The 18,986-nt window shown below is 63.3% G+C and carries 16 protein-coding genes; all 16 read left to right on the top strand.

The genetic code is table 11. From position 1 onward, the window contains the following. The first annotated feature begins 148 nt into the window (after nucleotides 1-148). The 16 genes from tsf to D0550_RS30250 all read left to right on the top strand — a co-directional run bounded on the left by tsf (nucleotide 149) and on the right by D0550_RS30250 (nucleotide 18,929). Nucleotides 149-1,048 carry a translation elongation factor Ts gene (gene tsf, locus D0550_RS30325; RefSeq protein WP_116812933.1) on the top strand — a complete coding sequence of 300 codons (900 nt, stop codon included), beginning with the start codon at nucleotides 149-151 and terminating at the stop codon, nucleotides 1,046-1,048. A gap of 106 nt (nucleotides 1,049-1,154) precedes the next feature. Next, the gene (gene pyrH / locus D0550_RS30320) at nucleotides 1,155-1,895 is read left to right on the top strand and encodes a UMP kinase (protein WP_116812932.1); all 741 of its coding nucleotides are present in this window, start codon (nucleotides 1,155-1,157) and stop codon (nucleotides 1,893-1,895) included. 27 nt (nucleotides 1,896-1,922) lie between these two features. Beyond that, on the top strand, nucleotides 1,923-2,480 hold the full coding sequence (frr, locus tag D0550_RS30315) for a ribosome recycling factor (protein ID WP_116812931.1): 558 nt from the start codon (nucleotides 1,923-1,925) through the stop codon (nucleotides 2,478-2,480). A gap of 14 nt (nucleotides 2,481-2,494) precedes the next feature. Then, nucleotides 2,495-3,232 (top strand): polyprenyl diphosphate synthase, encoded by a 738-nt coding sequence (gene uppS / locus D0550_RS30310; RefSeq protein ID WP_241520966.1) that lies wholly within the window; start codon nucleotides 2,495-2,497, stop codon nucleotides 3,230-3,232. Continuing rightward, nucleotides 3,232-4,026 carry a phosphatidate cytidylyltransferase gene (locus tag D0550_RS30305; RefSeq protein ID WP_116812929.1) on the top strand — a complete coding sequence of 265 codons (795 nt, stop codon included), beginning with the start codon at nucleotides 3,232-3,234 and terminating at the stop codon, nucleotides 4,024-4,026. The genes uppS and D0550_RS30305 overlap by 1 nt, the downstream gene beginning before the upstream one ends. Beyond that, nucleotides 4,023-5,228, top strand: a complete 1,206-nt coding sequence (gene ispC / locus D0550_RS30300) for a 1-deoxy-D-xylulose-5-phosphate reductoisomerase (RefSeq protein ID WP_116812928.1) — start codon at nucleotides 4,023-4,025, stop codon at nucleotides 5,226-5,228. Before D0550_RS30305 ends, ispC begins: the two co-directional genes overlap by 4 nt. Beyond that, nucleotides 5,225-6,625, top strand: a complete 1,401-nt coding sequence (rseP, locus tag D0550_RS30295; protein ID WP_116812927.1) for an RIP metalloprotease RseP — start codon at nucleotides 5,225-5,227, stop codon at nucleotides 6,623-6,625. The genes ispC and rseP overlap by 4 nt, the downstream gene beginning before the upstream one ends. Before the next feature lie 51 nt (nucleotides 6,626-6,676). Beyond that, entirely contained in the window at nucleotides 6,677-9,148 is a 2,472-nt protein-coding gene (gene bamA, locus D0550_RS30290) for an outer membrane protein assembly factor BamA (protein WP_116812926.1), read from the top strand. Nucleotides 9,149-9,211: 63 nt separating this feature from the next. Beyond that, nucleotides 9,212-9,799: an OmpH/Skp family outer membrane protein gene (locus D0550_RS30285; RefSeq protein ID WP_116812925.1), complete on the top strand. Its 588-nt coding sequence runs from the start codon at nucleotides 9,212-9,214 to the stop codon at nucleotides 9,797-9,799. 54 nt (nucleotides 9,800-9,853) lie between these two features. Continuing rightward, nucleotides 9,854-10,906 carry a UDP-3-O-(3-hydroxymyristoyl)glucosamine N-acyltransferase gene (lpxD, locus tag D0550_RS30280; protein ID WP_116812924.1) on the top strand — a complete coding sequence of 351 codons (1,053 nt, stop codon included), beginning with the start codon at nucleotides 9,854-9,856 and terminating at the stop codon, nucleotides 10,904-10,906. 11 nt (nucleotides 10,907-10,917) lie between these two features. Further along, complete coding sequence (fabZ, locus tag D0550_RS30275; RefSeq protein ID WP_206606630.1) at nucleotides 10,918-11,412, top strand: 3-hydroxyacyl-ACP dehydratase FabZ; 495 nt, start codon at nucleotides 10,918-10,920, stop codon at nucleotides 11,410-11,412. 14 nt (nucleotides 11,413-11,426) lie between these two features. After that, nucleotides 11,427-12,215 carry an acyl-ACP--UDP-N-acetylglucosamine O-acyltransferase gene (lpxA, locus tag D0550_RS30270; protein ID WP_116812923.1) on the top strand — a complete coding sequence of 263 codons (789 nt, stop codon included), beginning with the start codon at nucleotides 11,427-11,429 and terminating at the stop codon, nucleotides 12,213-12,215. Between the two features lie 8 nt (nucleotides 12,216-12,223). Further along, nucleotides 12,224-13,411 (top strand): lipid-A-disaccharide synthase, encoded by a 1,188-nt coding sequence (gene lpxB, locus D0550_RS30265; RefSeq protein ID WP_116812922.1) that lies wholly within the window; start codon nucleotides 12,224-12,226, stop codon nucleotides 13,409-13,411. A 9-nt stretch (nucleotides 13,412-13,420) separates the two neighbouring features. Then, nucleotides 13,421-14,116 (top strand): ribonuclease HII, encoded by a 696-nt coding sequence (gene rnhB / locus D0550_RS30260; RefSeq protein WP_116812921.1) that lies wholly within the window; start codon nucleotides 13,421-13,423, stop codon nucleotides 14,114-14,116. Continuing rightward, nucleotides 14,117-17,671 carry a DNA polymerase III subunit alpha gene (gene dnaE, locus D0550_RS30255; RefSeq protein ID WP_116812920.1) on the top strand — a complete coding sequence of 1,185 codons (3,555 nt, stop codon included), beginning with the start codon at nucleotides 14,117-14,119 and terminating at the stop codon, nucleotides 17,669-17,671. Between the two features lie 91 nt (nucleotides 17,672-17,762). Continuing rightward, a complete protein-coding gene (locus D0550_RS30250) occupies nucleotides 17,763-18,929 on the top strand; it encodes an MFS transporter (RefSeq protein ID WP_116812919.1) in 1,167 nt (388 codons plus the stop codon). Nucleotides 18,930-18,986: the final 57 nt, after the last annotated feature.

The following is an 18,986-nucleotide window of genomic DNA, read 5'->3' as shown; positions in this document are numbered from 1 at the left end:
CGCCAGGCGGCGCTGGCCAAGCGCAAGCCGACCACCGGTGGCACGACCCCGGCTGCCGGCGATGCGACCCCGGCTGCTGCCGACGCGACCCCGGCTGCCGGTGGCACGACCCCGGCTGCTAGCGGCACGCCCACGGAGTAATTGATCCATGGCCGTTACAGCTGAAGCAGTAAAGATCCTGCGCGAGAGAACTGGCGCAGGCATGATGGAATGTAAGAAGGCGCTGGTCGAAGCCAATGGCGACCTGGACGCCGCCGCGGAAGCGATGCGCAAGGCCGGTCTGGCCAAGGCCGACAAGAAGGCCTCGCGCCTCGCCGCCGAAGGCGTGATCGTTCTGGAGCGCTCGGCCGACGGCAAGCGCGCCGCGATCGCCGAAGTGAACTGCGAGACGGACTTCGTCGCGCGCGAGAAGGACTTCCAGAACTTCGCCAGCGCGGTGGCCAAAGTCGCGCTCGAGCAGCGTCCGGCCGATGTGGCGGCGCTCGGCGAGCAGACCATTGCGGGCGGTCAGTCGGTCGAACAGACCCGCCGTGCGTTGATCGCCAAGATCGGCGAGAACATCAGCGTGCGTCGCTTCCAGATCGTCGAGGCTCCGTCGGTGGTTGGCGCCTACCTGCACGGCACCCGCATCGGTGCCCTGGTCGTGATGAAGTCCGGTGACGACGCGGTCGCCAAGGACATCGCAATGCACGTGGCCGCCATCAATCCGGTGCGCGTCACGGCCGCCGAAGTGCCCGCCGAGGAAGTCGCCAAGGAGAAGGGCGTATTCGTCGAGCAGGCCGCGCAGGACCCGAAGAATGCCGGCAAGCCGCGCGAGCTGCTGGAAAAGATCGTCGAAGGCAAGGTCCGCAAGTGGCTGAACGAGATCACGCTGCTGGGTCAGCCGTTTGTCAAGGACGACAAGCAGACGGTCGAGCAGTACCTGAAGAAGGCGGGTGGCGAAGTGCTGTCCATCGTGCGTTACGAAGTCGGCGCCGGCATCGAGAAGAAGCAGGAAGATTTCGCCGAGGAAGTGCGCAAACAGGTCGAGAGCGCCAAGAAGGCGTAACCGGTCGGCCCCCTCGGGCAAAAAACTGAAGACATTACGATTTGAACCCCGCTCCTGCGGGGTTCTTTATAATGGCGGATAGTTTTATCTGAACACCAAGGTTTTCATGGCAGCCACTCCCGCCACTTCCGCCCCGAACGGCCTACGCCGCATCCTCCTGAAGCTCTCCGGCGAAGCGCTGATGGGCGATGAGGACTACGGCATCGATCCCAAGTTCCTCAAGCGCGTGGCGATGGAGATCCGCGAGGTGATGAGCCTCGGCATGCAGGTGGCGGTGGTGATCGGCGGCGGCAACATTTTCCGCGGCGCCGGCCTGGCGCGCGCCGGCATGGACCGCGTGACCGGCGACCACATGGGCATGCTGGCGACGGTGATGAACTCGCTTGCCATGCAGGATGCGGTCGAGGCGCTCGGCATGCATGCGCGCGTGATGTCGGCGATCCGCATCAATGAAGTCTGCGAGGAATACATCCGGCGCCGTGCAGTACGGCACCTGGAAAAAGGCCGCGTCTGTATTCTCGCCGCCGGCACCGGCAATCCGTTCTTCACGACCGACACGGCGGCCTCGCTGCGTGCCATCGAGATCGAGGCGGACCTGCTGCTCAAGGCCACCAAGGTCAACGGCATTTACAACGACGATCCGATGAAGAATCCGAATGCCACGCGTTACTCTCGTCTTACCTTCGAGAAGGTGCTGATGGATCGGCTGAACGTGATGGACGCCACCGCCATCGTCATGTGCCGCGACAACAACCTGCCGCTGCGCGTATTCGATTTGAACACCCCCGGCGAGCTGTTGCGCATCGTGCGCGGCGAAGACGTGGGTACGCTGGTCACAAACGGCTGAGCCGAAGCTCAAGCCTGGAGAATCACCATGCTGGAAGACGTAAAAAAAGACGCCGTCGAGCGCATGCAGAAATGCGTCCTCGCGTTTCGCAACGAGCTGAAGCGGCTGCGCACCGGTCGCGCCTCCCCGAGCCTGCTCGAGCACATTCGGGTCGAGTACTACGGCAACGAAGTGCCGCTGAATCAGGTCGCCAACATCGCTCTGGAAGATGCGCGCACCATCACCGTGACGCCGTGGGAGAAGACCATGGTGCAGGCGATCGAGAAGGCCATCATGAAGTCCGATCTGGGCTTGAACCCGAACACCGCCGGCACCGTGATTCGTGTGCCGATGCCGCCGCTCACCGAAGAGCGCCGTCGCGATCTCACCAAGGTCGTGCGTCACGAAGCCGAGAACGCGCGCGTCGCCGTTCGTAACGTCCGCCGCGACGTGAACGCCGAGATCAAGGACATGCTCAAGGAAAAGCTGCTGTCGCAGGACGACGAGCGTCGCGCCGGCGAAGAGGTGCAGAAGCTCACCGACAAGCACATTGCCGACATCGAGCAGGTGCTGCAGGAAAAAGAAAAAGAGCTGATGCAGATCTGAGCCTGAACCAGCTCGTGAAGAATCCTACCTCCGGCGGCATGCCGCGGCACATCGCGGTGATCATGGATGGCAACGGCCGATGGGCTGCTGCCCGCGCGTTGCCGCGCTCGGCCGGTCACGGCATGGGCGTGCGCACGGTCAAACAAATCGTCGAGGCCTGTCTGGAGCGCCGTATCGAGGCGCTCACGTTGTTCGCGTTCTCCAGCGAGAACTGGCAGCGCCCGCGCGAAGAAGTCTCGATGCTGATGAACCGCTTCCTCGAGGCGCTCGACGATGAGATCGAGGGCCTGCACAACAACGGGGTGCGATTGCGTTTCATCGGCAATCTGTCGCAACTGTCCGCGGCGCTGCGCGAACGGATGGAATCGGCCATGCAGCTGACCGCCAACAATCAGGGCATGGCGCTGGTGATCGCGATCGCCTACGGCGGCCGCTGGGATATTGCGAACGCGACGCGGGAGCTGGCCCGTCGCTGTGCTGCCGGGGAGCTACAGAGCGAGGCGATCGACGAGGCGGCCGTGCATGCGCACCTGGCGCTGGCGGGGCTGCCGGATCCCGACCTGCTGATTCGCACTGGTGGGGAACAGCGCATCAGCAACTTCCTGCTGTGGAATCTCGCCTACACCGAGCTGTATTTCTGCGACACGCTGTGGCCAGACTTCGGGGCTCGCGAGCTGGACGCGGCCATCGAGCATTTCTCGCGACGCCAGCGGCGTTTCGGCCTGACCCCGGGTCAGGCAGGGGCGCGCTGATGCTTCGTCAGCGGGTGATCACAGCCCTGGTGCTGGCCCCCTTCGTCCTGCTGGTGATTCTCTGGGTTCCCCACCCGATCACGGCGGCCATCCTGGCGTTGCTGGTGGCGGCGGGCGCCTGGGAGTGGTCGGCGTTTCCCGGCTTTACGCATCGCTCGACCCGGTGGGCCTATGTCGCATTCATTGCGGCCTGTGTAGTCCTGGCGTGGTACCTGGGGGTCGATAGCGTCGAGTCGAACCTGTTGCTGCATGCCTCGCTCGTCTGGTGGGTGCTGGCATTGCTGTGGATCGGCCTGGCGCCCGCCAGTGTGAACCGTGCCACTGCCGCCGCGGCCGGCTTATTCGCGCTGGTGCCGGTCTGGATCGCCCTGGTGCGGCTGCACGCGCAGGGTCCGCAATTGATGTTGTTCCTTTTGCTGCTGGTGGTGGCTGCCGATATAGGCGCATATTTCGCGGGTCGGGCCCTCGGCAAGCACAAGCTTGCACCGCGGGTTAGCCCGGGCAAGACCTGGGAAGGAGTAGGCGGTGGCCTGGTGGCGGCGGCGCTGATGGCCGCGTTTGGCGTGTGGTGGTTCAGCATGGACACCGTGCCTTTCATGGCGTTGTGCGTCCTGGTCGCGATCGCTTCGGTGGTCGGCGACCTGACCGAGAGCATGTTCAAGCGGCATGCGGGCCTGAAGGACAGCGGCAATCTGCTGCCCGGCCATGGTGGCGTGCTCGATCGCGTCGACAGCGTAACTGCCGCCGCACCGGTGTTTCTGATCGGTCTGGAGCGGCTGGGGCTGCTGCGATGAACGCGCGCGTGCGGGTTGCTGTACTCGGCTCCACAGGGAGCATTGGCCTGAGCACGCTCGACGTGCTGGCACGGCATCCGGATCGTTTCGAAGTCTTCGCGCTCACCGCCCACAACAACATCGCCCGGCTGCGTGAGCAATGCCTCGCTCATCGTCCGCAATTTGCGGTAGTGGTCGACCCGGTCGCGGCTGCGAAATTCAGCTCTGAACTCATTGCTGCCGGTTGCACCACGCGCGTATTGGTAGGTGAAGCGGCGCTCAGCGAAGTTGCTGCTCACGAGCAGGTCGACGCGGTCATGGCCGCGATCGTCGGCGCCGCCGGCCTGCGTTCCAGCCTTGCCGCCGCGCGCGCGGGCAAGCGGATCATGCTGGCGAACAAGGAAGCGCTGGTGATGTCCGGCCCCTTGTTCATGCAAGCGGTGCGAGATGGCGGCGCGACGTTGTTACCCGTGGATAGCGAGCACAATGCTGTGTTCCAGTGCATGAGCGGGCCAGGGGCAACCCAGGCCGGCGTGACCCGTACCGATGTCCGGCGGGTGCTGCTGACTGCCTCCGGCGGACCTTTCCTGCGGACCCCGCCCAGTGCGCTGGTGGCGGTCACGCCTGAACAGGCCTGCAAGCACCCCCGCTGGGTGATGGGGCGCAAGATCTCGGTGGACTCGGCCACTTTGATGAACAAGGGATTGGAACTGATCGAGGCTTGTTTGCTGTTTGCGTTGCCGCCGGCGCAGGTCGAGGTGGTGGTGCATCCGCAGAGCATCGTGCACTCGCTGGTCGAATATATCGACGGCTCGATGCTGGCGCAGTTGGGCAATCCCGACATGCGCACGCCCATTGCCCATGCGCTCGGCTGGCCGCAGCGCATTGCCTCGGGTGTAGAATCGCTCGATATTTTGCGGGCCGCGCGGCTGGATTTCGAAGCACCCGATGCGACCCGATTCCCGTGCCTGCGGCTGGCGCGCGCGGCGGCGGAGGCGGGCGGTACCGCACCGGCGGTATTGAACGCTGCCAATGAAATCGCTGTCGAAGCTTTTTTACAGCGCCGGCTGTCATTCCTGGAAATCCCGGAAGTGATCGAGCGCGTGCTGGCGCGTCATCGGACGTTGCCCGCCGCCTCGCTCGATGACGTGTTGAGCGCGGATGACTGGGCGCGTCGCGAGGCGCAAGCGGCCCTCACGACGGTCGCGGGAGTGTGTGCATGATTACACCGAGCAATCCGCTGGAATGGCTGATATCCGCCGTCGGATTCCTCATTGCCATCGGCATCCTGGTGTCGGTGCACGAGTTCGGTCACTACTGGGTGGCGCGCCGGCTCGGCATCAAGGTGCTGCGGTTCTCGATCGGCTTCGGCAAGCCGCTGTGGCGCCATGTCGGCCGCGACCGCGACCAGGTCGAGTACGTGATCGCAGCCATTCCGCTCGGCGGTTATGTGAGATTGCTCGATGAGCGCGAAGGCGATGTTCCGGAGCAGGACGTGCAGCGCGCGTTCACGCGCCAGCCGGTGTGGAAGCGCATTGCCGTGCTGCTCGCCGGCCCGGTGTTCAACCTGATTTTTGCGGTGTTTTTGTACTGGATTCTGTTCACCGCCGGCGTGCCGGCGCCGCGCTCCATCGTCGGCGAGGTGACGCCGAATTCGATCGCCGCGCAGGCGGGCCTGCGTTACGAAGATCACATCATCGCCGTGGACGGCCGGCCCACCGATACCTGGGAACAGGCTACGCTCGGCATCATCGACGATCTGACCGACGATGGCAGGATACATTTGCGCGTGCGGGGCGTGGATGGCAGTGAGCGGGATCTGACGCTCGATGCCGGCAATCGCAGCCGCGAGCTGACGCAGCCCGACGCGCTGATGCCGGGCCTGGGCTTCGATATCTGGCAGCCCAAGGTGCCGGCGGTGGTCGCGAGCGTGATCGACGACAGCGCCGCCGCCCGGGTCGGCTTGCAGACGGGCGACGAAATTCTGAAGGTGGATGAACAGCCGATCGGCGACTTCAGTCAGCTGGTGGCGCTGGTCAAGCCCAACCCCGGCCGCGACGTGACGCTGGAGATTCGCCGCGACGGTCAGACCCTGTCGGTGCCGCTCACCATTGGCGAGAGCACTGCGGGCGGCAAGAGCATCGGCTTGATCGGCGTCGTGCCGGAGAACAAGCCGATGAAGACCGGCCGCACCTACGAAGACATGGTGGCGCTGCAGAAGTATGGTGTGTTCGCTGCCGTCGGCCAGGCGGCCACCAAGACCTGGGACACCTCGGTGTTCACGTTGCGCATCGTGGGCCGTATCGTGACCGGCAATGTGTCGATGAAGGCGATTTCCGGGCCGATCAGCATCGCCGAGACGGCGGGCTTTGCGATCCGGCAGGGCTGGCGCTTTTTCTTCGGTATCCTGGCGCTGATCAGCATCAGTCTGGGCGTGCTCAACCTGCTGCCGATTCCGATCCTGGATGGCGGCCAGATCGTGTATCAGCTCGCGGAACTGGTGAAGGGCCGGCCGGTCTCAGAACGTGCACTGCAACTCGGGCACAGCATCGGCATTGTGATGTTGATCCTGATGATGACACTGGCCTTCTATAACGACATCGTGCGACATCTGAATTAACGCCGACATTGCGGCGGCGTATTCCAAAGAGAAACTAGGGGCATAGGGCTGATGCGGTTGAAGTCCATCATCCACGCGACACTCGCGGTCGCAGCGGCCGGCGCTGTGCCTGGCATTTTGCCGGGCGTAGCGTTTGCGCAGGTCGCGCCATCGCAGTCCAGCTTTACGGTCGGCGATATTCGTATCGAAGGCCTGCAGCGCATTTCCGAAGGCACGGTTTATAACTACCTGCCCGTCAACATCGGCGACCAGATCGACGAGCGCCGCGTTCAGGAAGCGCTGCGGGCGATGTACAACACCGGCTTCTTCCGCGACGTCGAGATCCGTCGCGACGGCGGCACGCTGGTGGTCGCGGTGCTCGAGCGTCCCTCGATCGAGAGCTTCGAGATCAAGGGCAACAAGGACATCAAGACCGAGGACTTGCAGAAGTCGCTGCGCAACGTCGGTCTGGCCACCGGCAAGACCTTCGACCAGTCGGTGCTGGATGAGGTCAAGCAATACCTCACCGACCAGTATTTCTCCCGCGGCAAATACGCGGTGCGCGTCGACACCAAAGTCGAGGAAGTGCCGGGCAACAAGGTCAAGCTCACCATCGAGGTGAACGAGGGCAAGCGCGCCCGCATCCGTCAGATCAACATTGCCGGCAACAGCGCGTTCACCGACGAGGAGCTGCGCGAAGGGTTCGAGCTCAACACGCCCGGCTGGCTGTCCTGGTACAAGCAGGACGATCGTTACTCGCGCGAATCGTTGTCGGGCGATCTGGAAAAGCTGCGCTCGTACTACATGGACCGTGGCTACGCGAACTTCCATGTGACGTCCACGCAGGTGGCGATCGCGCCCGAGAAAGATGACATCTTTGTCACGGTCAACGTCGATGAAGGCGATGTGTTCAAGATCTCCGAGATCAAGATGGCCGGCAACATGGTGGTGCCGGAGTCGGAGCTGCGCCGGATGATTTTCTTCAAGCCCGGCGACACGTATTCATTGCGCAGTATCACCGCCACCCAGGAGGCGATGAAGCTGCGCCTCGGTGTCGACGGTTATGCCTTCGCCACCGTCGATCCGGTGCCGACACCGAACAACGAGACCAAGGAAATCTCGCTGACCTTCGTGGTCGATCCGAAGAACCGCGTGTATGTGCGCCGGGTGAATTTCAACGGCACCTCGGGCGTGAACGACGAAGTGTTCCGCCGCGAAATGCGCCAGTTCGAAGGCGCGTACCTGTCGAACTCGGCGGTGGAGCGCTCCAAGCAGCGTATCCAGCGTCTGCCGTTCATTCAGAAAGTCGACGTGGAAACCAACCAGGTGGCGGGCGCGCCCGACCTGGTGGACGTCGATTTCCAGATCGAGGAGGGCCTGCCCGGTCAGTTCGGCGGCGGCATCGGCTACTCCGAGTCGCAGTCCATCATCCTGAACGGCAACTTCGTGCACTCGAACTTCATGGGCACGGGCAACCGTATCGCCATGGAGATCAACTCCGGCCGTTTCGCCAAGGCGTTCAGCTTCTCGCACACCGATCGCTACACCACCATCGATGAAGTGCAGCGGACCATTTCGGCGGGCTATCGCGACGTCAAGCAATTCACGTCGGCGACTTCGGACTTCAACACGACCACGGTCACGCTCGGCATCAACTACGACTGGCCGATCACCGAGTATCAATATCTCGGTGTGGGTCTGTCGGCGCAGCGCGCCGAGCTGGCGACCAGCCAGGGCGGCAGCGCCCAGCAGGCGACCGACTGGGTGCGCTCGAACGGCAATTCGCGCACGCGCTGTATCGATGTCTACAGCGATGGCGTCTGCAATCCGGGCACCCCCGGTTCGTACGACTACTTCCTGTACACCAGTGCTTTCGACACGCTCGAGCTGAACTTGGGCTGGCGTTATGACTCGCGCAACCGCGCGATCTTCGCCGACCGGGGCGCCCGGCATCGTTTCAACATCGGTTACACGGTGCCAGGCAGCGACGTTGAGTTCTGGACCGCGTCCTACGATTACCTGCAATTCCTGCCGATCTGGCGCAGCCTGACCCTGATGTTCAACGTCGAGCTCGCGTACGGCGAGGCGCTGGGCGACACCACCGCACTGCCGCCGTATCGGCAGTATTTCGGCGGCGGTCCGCAGTCGGTGCGCGGTTTCCGCGAGAGCCGCCTGGGTCCGAAGGACAACTTCGGCCGTCCGTACGGCGGCAATATCAAGACCATCGCCCAGACCGAATTGTTGTTGCCGATCCCGGACAAATGGCGTAACAGCGCCCGGTTCAGCTTGTTCTACGACATCGGTAACGTCTTCTCGAACCAGAACGTCAAGTTCTACGGGCCCGATCAGGTCACCCCCGTGGACTACGGGTTCAGTTATGATCAGCTCCGGCAATCCGCCGGTCTGGCCGTGCAATGGCTGGCGCCGCTGGGCGTGTTCCGCTTCAGCTACGCGGTGCCGCTCAAGAAATTCAGCGGCGACACCAACGCGCGCTATGGCGACGAGACGGAAGGTTTCCAGTTCTCGATCGGCCAGGCGTTCTGACGGGTCGCGGCGATTCTTGGGCTCTTATTACGATAATTGGGACATTTTTCCGAGGTTGGATACATGGCACGTTTGAGCATTCCTGCTTTTCTGCTTGCTCCGCTGGCGCTGTCGGTGGCGTTGTTCGCGCCGGTGGCCGGCGCCCAGACGCAGCTGAAGATTGCCGTGGTCAACGTGCCGCGGCTGCTGGAAGAGGCCCCACAGGCCAAGGGCGCCATGCAGGCCTTGCAAGACGAGTTCTCGCCGCGTCAGCGCGAGATGGCCGCTCAGCAGAAAGACCTGAAGACCAAGGAAGAGAAGCTGCAGCGTGACGGTGCCGTGATGGCCGAAAACGAGCGTCGCAACGCCGAGAAGGAGCTGCGCGAAGGTCAGCGCGACCTGGCTCGCAAGCAGAATGAGTACGTCGAGGATCTGAACGTGCGCCGTAACGAGGAGCTGGGCAAGCTGCAGAAGGCCCTGCTGCAAGAAGTGCAGACCTTCGCTCGTTCGTCCGGTTATGACCTGGTGGTCGGCGATGGCGTGCTGTTCGTCAACGAGTCGCTCGACATCACCCCGCAGGTGCTGACGGCCCTGCAGGCTCGCGCCAAGACCAGTGGTGTGAAGCCGGCAACGCCGCCCGCGAAGCCCGCCACCCCGCCGGCCAAGCAGTAACCTCATGAGTGCGCATATCCCTTCCGGGTTGCGTCACTGAGCCGGGCGACGGCGATGTCCGCGCAGCCCGGCCTCAGCCTGGGCGAGCTCGCCGTCCGCTTTGGCTGCATCCTCAAAGGCGATCCTGACCTGCGCGTGTCGCGGGTCGCTGCGCTGGAGCGCGCGGACGCTTCGTCCGTCGCGTTTCTAGCCAATCCACGCTATCGCCGTCATTTGCAGCAGACCCAGGCCGGCGTGGTCGTCATCGACCCGAAGCTGGCAGATGCCTGTCCGGTGAACGCGCTGCTGGCGAAGAATCCGTATGCGACATACGCACGCATCGCGGCTTTGTTATATCCACCGCCCGCCGCGCCGCCCGGTCGACATGCAACCGCCGCCGTCGAGGATTCGGCGCAGATCGATGCGAGCGCATCGATCGGTCCGCATGCGGTCATCGGTGCGAGAGTAAAGATCGGCGCACGCACGGTCATCGGGCCGGGCTGCGTGGTCATGGACGATGTGACGATCGGCGCCGACACGCGGCTCACGGCGAATGTGACTTTATGTCACGGCGTCAGCATCGGCGATCGTTGCCTGTTCCACCCGAGCGTTGTCATCGGTGCCGACGGCTTCGGTCTCGCGCCGGATCAGGGCGAGTGGCTGAAGGTCCCGCAGGTGGGCACGGTGCGCATCGGCAACGATGTCGAGATCGGGGCCAGTACCACCATCGACCGCGGCGCCATGGACGACACCGTCATCGGCGACGGCGTGAAGATGGATAACCAGATCCAGATCGGCCACAACGTACGTATCGGCGACCATACCGCCATTGCCGGCTGTGCCGGAATTTCCGGCAGCGCGGTGATCGGCAAACGCTGCATGATCGGCGGCATGGTGGGCGTCGCCGGACACCTGACCATCTGCGACGACGTGATGGTGACCGGTAAATCTTTCGTGAACAGCAGCATCCGCAAGCCGGGGTACTATTCGAGCGGGATACCGGTCGACGAAACGACCCGTTTCCGCAAGAATGCGGCCCGCTTCCACCACCTGGACGAATTCGTCCGCGAGGTCCGCCGGGAGCGGGGCGCCGCCGACCAGGCCGCGCCGCCAGAAACCGAGGAATAACAAGGCTTCCGATGACCGATAGCATTCAGACAGAGCAGGGCAAAGCCGCCGGCGATGTGTTGACCATGGACATTCACGAGGTGATGCGCCGTTTGCCGCATCGCTATCCGTTCCTGCTGGTGGATCGGGTGCTCGAGTGCGAGTCGGGCAAGCACATCCGCGCACTCAAGAACGTCACCATCAACGAGCCGTTCTTTCCCGGCCACTTTCCGCACCGGCCGGTATTTCCGGGCGTAATCATCCTCGAGGCGCTGGCCCAGACCGCCGGCATCCTCGCCTTCGTGACCGCCGGCGTGTACCCGGACGAGCACCGTCAGCTGTACTTCGTCGGCATCGACAAGGCGCGCTTCCGCAAGCCGGTCGAGCCGGGCGATCAATTGATCCTGAAGGCGACGCTGGAGCGGTCGATTCGCGGCATCTGGAAGTTCTCCACGATCGCCGAGGTCGACGGCCAGGAAGCGTGCAGCGCTGAAATGATGGTTGCGCCGGGCGAAACGCGAAAGTAACGGACATTGCCACGATGGCTATTCATTCCACAGCGCTGATCGATCCCAGCGCGCAGCTCGCGCCGGATGTGCAGGTTGGCGCGTACACCGTCATCGGTGCCGGTGTCGTCATCGGCGCCGGTACCTGGATCGGGCCGCACGTGGTGATCGACGGCCCGACCACGATCGGCCGCGACAACAAGATTTTTCAGTTCGCCTCGATCGGTGCCGCGCCGCAGGATCTGAAATACAACAACGAGCCGACCCGGCTCGAAATCGGCGACCGGAATACGTTCCGCGAGAACACCACCATCAATCGCGGCACCACCAAGGATCAGCTGGTCACGCGCATCGGCAGCGATAATTTGTTCATGACCGGCTCGCATGTCGGTCACGACTGCGTCATCGGCTCGCATTGCGTGCTGGCGAACTACGGCACACTCGGCGGTCACGTGATCATCGGCGACTGGGTGCACATGGGCGGCTTCGCCGGCATTCATCAGTTCTGTCAGGTCGGCGCGCATGCGTTCATCGCTAACAACACCGCCGTGACGCGCGACGTGCCGCCGTTCGTAATGGCAGTGGGCCGTCCTGCTGAACCGCACAGCGTGAATTCGGAAGGACTGAAGCGCCGCGGCTACTCGCCCGAGCAGATTCGGAACATTCGCGACGCGTATCGCATCCTGTATCGTTCGCAGCTCAAACTGATCGAGGCCACCGAGCAGATCGAGCAGCGCGCCAAGACGCAGCCCGAGCTGCAGCCGCTGGTCGATTTCCTCAACGACTCCACGCCACGGCGCGAGCGCGTCGGTATCGTCAGGTAAAAGGGTAGGTGGCTCAGCCTGACGAAGCACCGCTAATAGTTCTGGTTGCCGGTGAAACATCCGGCGACAACCTCGGTGCTCAGCTCATCTCGGCGCTACGCCAGCGCATCCCTCAAGCACGCTTTGCCGGCATCGCCGGGCCGCGCATGGTTGCAGCCGGCTGTGAACCTTGGGAACGCGCCGAAAGCCTGTCCGTCATGGGACTGTTCGAGATCATTCCGCATTTGCCGCGACTGCTGCGCATCCGGCGCAATCTGATCGAGCGCGTGCTGGCCGAACGGCCGGCGGTGTATGTCGGCGTCGATGCGAAGGAATTCAATCTGCGCATCGCGCCCCGTTTCAAGGAAGCGGGCATTCCGACCGTGCAGTACGTCAGCCCCCAGGTGTGGGCCTGGCGACAAGGGCGCGTGCACACGATTGGCAGAGCGGTGGATTTGATCCTGTGTCTGTTGCCCTTCGAAAAGCCGTTCTACGACGCGCACGCGGTGCATGCCGAGTTCGTGGGGCATCCTCTCGCGGATCAGGTGCCGATGCAGATGGACGCTGTCGAGGCGCGCGCCAAGCTGGGTGTCCCGACGGACGGTCAATACATTGCTGTGCTACCTGGCAGCCGGCAGGGTGAGGTGTCACGGCTCAGTCCGGATTTCGCGGCGACTATGGCCTGGTTGCTCAAACAGCGGCCGCAGTTGCGCTTTGTTGCCGCGCTCGCGAGCGACTCGACGCGAAAAAACTTTGAAGCAGCACTGGATCGCGCTGCCGCTGACGCGCCGACCTTGCGCGAACGGGTCACGGTGGTCAACGGTCAAGCGCAGGCCGTGATGGCTGCCAGTGACGTCGTGCTGCTCGCCTCAGGCACGGCGACCCTGGAAGCGACTTTGGTGAAGCGCCCGATGGTGGTGGCTTATCGCTTAAAGCTGCTGACAAGTTTTCTGCTCAAGCATTTGAAACTCTTCAAGGCGCCGTTCTTCGCGCAGCCCAACCTGCTGGCCGGCCGGCAGCTGGTGCCGGAGTTCTTCAACGCGCAGGTGCGGGCCGACGTGCTCGGTCCTGCGGTGCTTCAGCAATTGGAACGTGCCGATCGCGAGCAGCTGGTGCAAACTTTCACCTCCATCCACGAGACCCTCAAGCGCGACGCCAGTGCGCGCGCGGCGGACGCGATCGTGGACTTGTTGGTGAAGCGTCGATTGTCGGTGTAGAAAAGGGCGATGGCAGCATCTCAGCGGGCAGCATCTCGACAGACGATGGCCTTGCCGTTGCAGGCGCCCGGGCTGGTCGCGGGCGTCGACGAAGCGGGGCGCGGACCGCTTGCGGGACCGGTGGTCGCCGCGGCGGTGATTCTCGATCCCAGCCGTCGTATCCGTGGCATCAAAGACTCCAAGCAGCTCGAAGCCGAAGAGCGCGAGGCGCTCGCGATCAAGATTCGCGGGGCTGCGTTGTCCTGGTCGGTCGCCTGGGCCGACGTGGAAGAGATCGACTGCCACAACATCCTGCAGGCCACGCACCTGGCGATGCGCCGGGCGCTCATCGGTCTGCACATTCATCCGGGCCACGTGCAGATCGACGGCAATCTGTGTCCGTCGTTCATCGGACTGCCAATGAAGTGCAGCTACGAAGCCATCATTGACGGCGACGCGCTCAAGACCTGTATCGGTGCCGCGTCCATTCTCGCCAAGACCACTCGCGATCGCATGATGGTCGAGCTGGATGCGCTGTATCCCGAATATGGCTTTGCTTCTCACAAGGGCTACAGCACGCCGCAACACTACAAGGCCCTGAAGCATCACGGTCCGACGCCGATTCATCGCCGCAGTTTCGAGCCGGTGCGCCTCGCCGCAGAGCGGCGTTTGACGCTGGCCGACATGGGCGCGATGACGTCCGATGTTGCTGTGGTCGCGTCCTAAGTGTCCTCGTTCGTCCATCTCCATCTGCACACCGAGTACTCGCTGGTCGACAGCGTGGTACGCATCACCAGCGAAGGCGAGGGCATTCCTGGCCTGATGGATTCGGTGGCGGCCGCAAAGATGCCGTCGGTCGCGCTCACCGATCAGAGCAATCTGTTCGCGATGGTGAAGTTCTACAAGGCGGCGCAGGCCGCCGGCGTGAAACCCATCATCGGCGTCGATCTGCGCATCCATGAGGTCGGCGATCGGGTCGAGCCCTCGGCGCTGGTGTTGCTGTGTCAGAACCCGGTCGGTTACAACAATCTCTCCAAGCTGGTCAGCAAGTCCTATCTGCAGGGCCAGAAGAAGGGCATCGCGACCGTCGATCGCAGCTGGCTCAACCCTGAAGATCTGCAGGGCTTGATTGCGCTGTCCGCTGCGCGCGAAGGCGATATCGGTCGCGCCATCCTCACCGGCCGCGATGACGAAGCACGCAGCGCGCTCGACTTCTGGCTCAATCTGTTCGGCGATCGGTTCTATCTGGAACTGCAACGCACCGGCCGCGAAGGCGATGAGCGTCACGTGCAGGGCGCGCTGGATCTCGCGATCGAGCGCGGCATTCCAGTGGTTGCCACCAACGACGTGCGCTTCATTCGTCGCGAGGATTTCGAATCGCACGAGGCGCGTGTTTGCATTCATGACGGCGCCTTGCTCGCCGATCCCAAGCGTCGCCGTCGCTTCTCCGAGCAGCAATATCTCAAGTCGCCGAAGGAAATGGCGGAGCTGTTCAAGGATGTGCCCGAGGCACTGGAGAACACGGTCGAGATCGCGCGCCGCTGCAGCCTGGAGCTGAAGCTCGGCAAATCCGTGCTGCCGAAGTTTCCAACGCCGGGCGACATGCCGGTCGACGACTTCCTGCGTGAGCAATCGCGCAATGGACTGGCGCAACGTCTGGTGCAGCTCAAGGCGGCGCCCGTGCAGGGGCGCGTCATTCCCGATGAGGAATATACGGAACGGTTGGAGATCGAGCTGGGCGTCATCATCCAGATGGGCTTCCCCGGCTACTTCCTGATCGTCGCGGACTTCATCGAATGGGCGAAGAAGAACGGCGTGCCGGTCGGCCCAGGCCGCGGCTCGGGCGCCGGCTCGCTGGTCGCGTTCTGCCTCGGCATCACCGACATCGATCCGCTGCGCTACGACCTGCTGTTCGAGCGTTTCTTGAATCCCGAGCGCGTCTCCATGCCCGACTTCGACGTCGACTTCTGCATGGACGGCCGCGATCGCGTGATCGATTACGTCGCGCAGCACTACGGTCGCGAGCGCGTTTCGCAGATCATCACTTACGGCACCATGGCGGCGAAGGCCGTGGTGCGCGACGTGGCGCGTGTGTTCGGTCAGAGCTACGGCTTCGCCGACTCCATCGCCAAGCTGATTCCGTTCGAGCTGGGCATCACGCTGAAGGATGCGCTCGCGAAGGAAGAAGAGCTGCGGCGTCGGTATCAGAACGAAGAGGAGACGCGCGCCATTCTCGATATGGCGATGTCACTCGAAGGCCTGGTGCGTAACGCGGGTATGCACGCCGGTGGCGTGGTCATCTCGCCGTCCGTGCTCACCGATTTCTCACCCTTGTTCTGCGACGAGAACGGTCAGAGCGTGGTGACGCAGTTCGACAAGGACGACGTCGAACAGGCCGGTCTGGTGAAGTTCGACTTCCTGGGCTTGCGCACGCTCACCATCATCGATTGGGCGCTGAAGGTCATCAATGCCCAACGCGCAGCGAAGGGCGAGCGGCCGCTGGACATCAACGCGCTGCCGATGGATGACGCCGCGACGTTCGATCTGCTGAAGCGCTACGAGACTACCGCTGTGTTCCAGCTGGAATCCCGCGGCATGAAAGATCTGATCCGCCGCCTGCAGCCGGACTGCTTCGAAGACATCGTCGCGCTCGTGGCGCTGTTCCGTCCCGGCCCGCTCGAGTCGGGCATGGTCGACGACTTCATCGCGCGCAAGCGCGGCACCACGACCGGTCCGATCGACTATCTGCATCCCGATCTGCAGCCGGTGCTTGCGCCGACATACGGCGTCATCTTGTATCAAGAGCAGGTGATGCAGATCGCGCAGGTGCTCGCCGGCTATTCGCTCGGTGGCGCCGATTTGCTCCGTCGCGCGATGGGTAAGAAGAAGCCCGAAGAAATGGCCAAGCAACGGACCATTTTCGTCACGGGCGCCACCGGGCGCGGCGTCGATCAGAAACAGGCCGAGCACATCTTCGACCTGATGGAGAAGTTCGCCGGTTACGGCTTCAACAAGTCGCACTCGGCCGCGTACGCGCTGCTGACGTATCAAACGGCGTGGTTGAAAGCGCACTATCCGGCGGCGTTCATGGCGGCGGTGTTGTCGTCCGATATGGACAAGACCGACAAGGTCGTGACGCTGATCGACGAAGCGCGACGCATGAAGTTGAAGGTCGAGCCACCGGATGTGAATTTCTCGCAATTCATGTTCACCGTGTCGGGCGAACGCACGATTCGTTACGGTCTGGGCGCGATTAAAGGCGTCGGCCAGAACGTCGTCGACGAGTTGGTCGAGAGCAGAAGCAAAGAACCGTATCGCGATCTGGCGGACATGTGCCGGCGCAGTGACGCGAATCGAATGAACCGTCGCGTGCTGGAAGCGTTGATCCGCTCCGGCGCGGTCGATTCGCTCGGCGCCAATCGTGCGACGCTGATGCATTCGCTGCCTTCAGCGATGCAGCTTGCCGATCAAACCATCCGCGCGCGAGCGGTCGGTCAGGACGATATGTTCGGCTTGATGGATACCAGTCCGTCGGCGGCACCGCAGGTCGTTACAGAAGTGCTGCCGGACTGGAGCCGGCGCGTGCGACTCGATGGCGAGCGCGACACTCTGGGTTTGTATCTCACCGGCCATCCGTTCGAAGAGTTCGAGGCGGAGGTCAAGCCCATCACCAGCGGTCGCATCGTCGACCTGACCAGCGATCGGCCGGCGCCCAGCGGCGGCGAGGGCGGCTTCCAGCAATTCAAGGGCAAGCCGGTCACCGTCGGCGGCATGGTGTTCGATGTCGGCAAGCGCGGTCAGCGCGTGATCTTCACGCTCGATGACCGCAGCGGTCGCATGGAAGCCTCCATGTTCGAAGATCAGTGGCAGCAGTACCGCACGGTGATCGCCAAGAGCGCGATCGTGATCGTCGAAGGTCAGCTGCGCTTCGACGAGTACATCGAAGGCTGGCGTCTGAATGCCAAGAAGGTCATCGACATCGATCAGGCTCGTGAGCTGCATGGCAAGCGCCTGGCGATTCGCTGGCCACCCGGCCTCGATCCGCAAGGGCAGCGCAACTTTCTCAAGCAACTCGAACAAACGTTGCGACCGTTCCGCGGCGGCCGCTGTGCGGTCGCGGTTTACTACACCGGTTCCGCTGCGCGAGCCGAGCTGGTGTTATCCCAAGAGTGGCAGGTCAAACCGACGCGCGAGGTGACGGAACGGCTGTCGCAACTGTGCGGACATGACGGATTCAAGTTGATCTACGGCCCACCGGGCGGCGGCAGCCGGGGAGAATAGTCAAGGCGTTGGCGATTGTCGGGTGAGTCGGAGATGATGTGCGACCAACGCGCATCGCCACGAACACCCCCTCGCTAACGTCGACCGTTCCGTGCCTCCCCAGCGACTCTTCGTCCTCATCGCCGGCAATTTTTTCGTCGCCACCAGCTTCCTGAGCGTCGGCGGCCTGCTGAGCGATATTTCGTCGTCGCTGCAGATTCCCATCGAGAAGGCCGGGTTGCTGATCGCCGCCTTTGGCATTGCTGCTGCCGTCTGCGCGCCGACCCTGGCGACGCTTGGCTCCCGCATCGACCGACGTAAGCTGCTCACCGGCTCGATGGCGGTCTGCGCGCTCGCGAATTTGTTGGCTGCGCTCAGCCAGACTTATGAGCACTTGATGCTGGCTCGCGTGCTCGCGGCTGTGACCTCAGCCGTCTATACGCCGCAGGTCGCTGCGACTTTGAGCATGCTCACGCCCGAGCAGGAGCGCGCGCCGACACTGGCGAAATTGATGGTGGGCTGGTCGGTCGGCGCGGTGCTCGGCAATCCCATGTCGGTGTTGATCGCCTCGGTGTCGTCGTGGCGAATGTCGTTTGCATTCATCGGTGTGGCCAGTGCGATCATCGCGATCTTCATCTGGCACTCGGTGCCGCCGAACGTGAGGGTGCCGCCGCTCAACTGGGTGCGTTGGTTTCAAGTACTGCGCTCTCCGGCGCTACGGTGGCTGACCGCCGCCACGGCGCTCGCCAACATGGGCAGCGCTGTGATGATGAGTTACATCGCGCCCATCGTTAAAGCCGTGCAGGGGATCTCCGGTGCCGCGCTGGCTCTGCTGTTGTTTGCGGCCGGCGTGGGCGGATTGGTTGGCAATCTACTGAGCGTGCGCATGGTGCGGCGGTTCGGCGCGACCCTCGTTGCGTATCGCTGCAACATTTCTTCCGCGACCATGCTGTTGTTGTGGCCGCTGTTTTCTCTTTGGGCCGCGACGATCTATGTCGCTCAGTTTCTATGGAGCCTCGGCAGCTCCGGCTTTCCAGCCGTACAGCAGGCGCGACTGGTCGCTGTCGCTCCCATGCTGGCCGCGGCTACGATCGCGCTCAACTCCTCAGTGACTTACCTCGGCATGGCCGTCGGCGCCAGCATCGGCGCGACGGCGTGGACATTGGTGCCGCCGCGCTTCATGTCGTGGGTCGGCTTTGTGTTCGTCATGGGGGCGCTGGCGTCCTCGGTGCTCGGAGAGCGCGCGGCGCAGAGAGAGGCGGGCGCGAATTCGACGTGATAGCAGACCTGCCAGCTGGTGTTCACGGCGATCTGCAGCCGTGAGCGTTAAATAAAA

Source organism: Steroidobacter cummioxidans (genome assembly GCF_003104955.1).
Note: the sequence above shows the minus strand (reverse complement) of the source record. Positions and strands in the feature narration are given on the sequence as shown.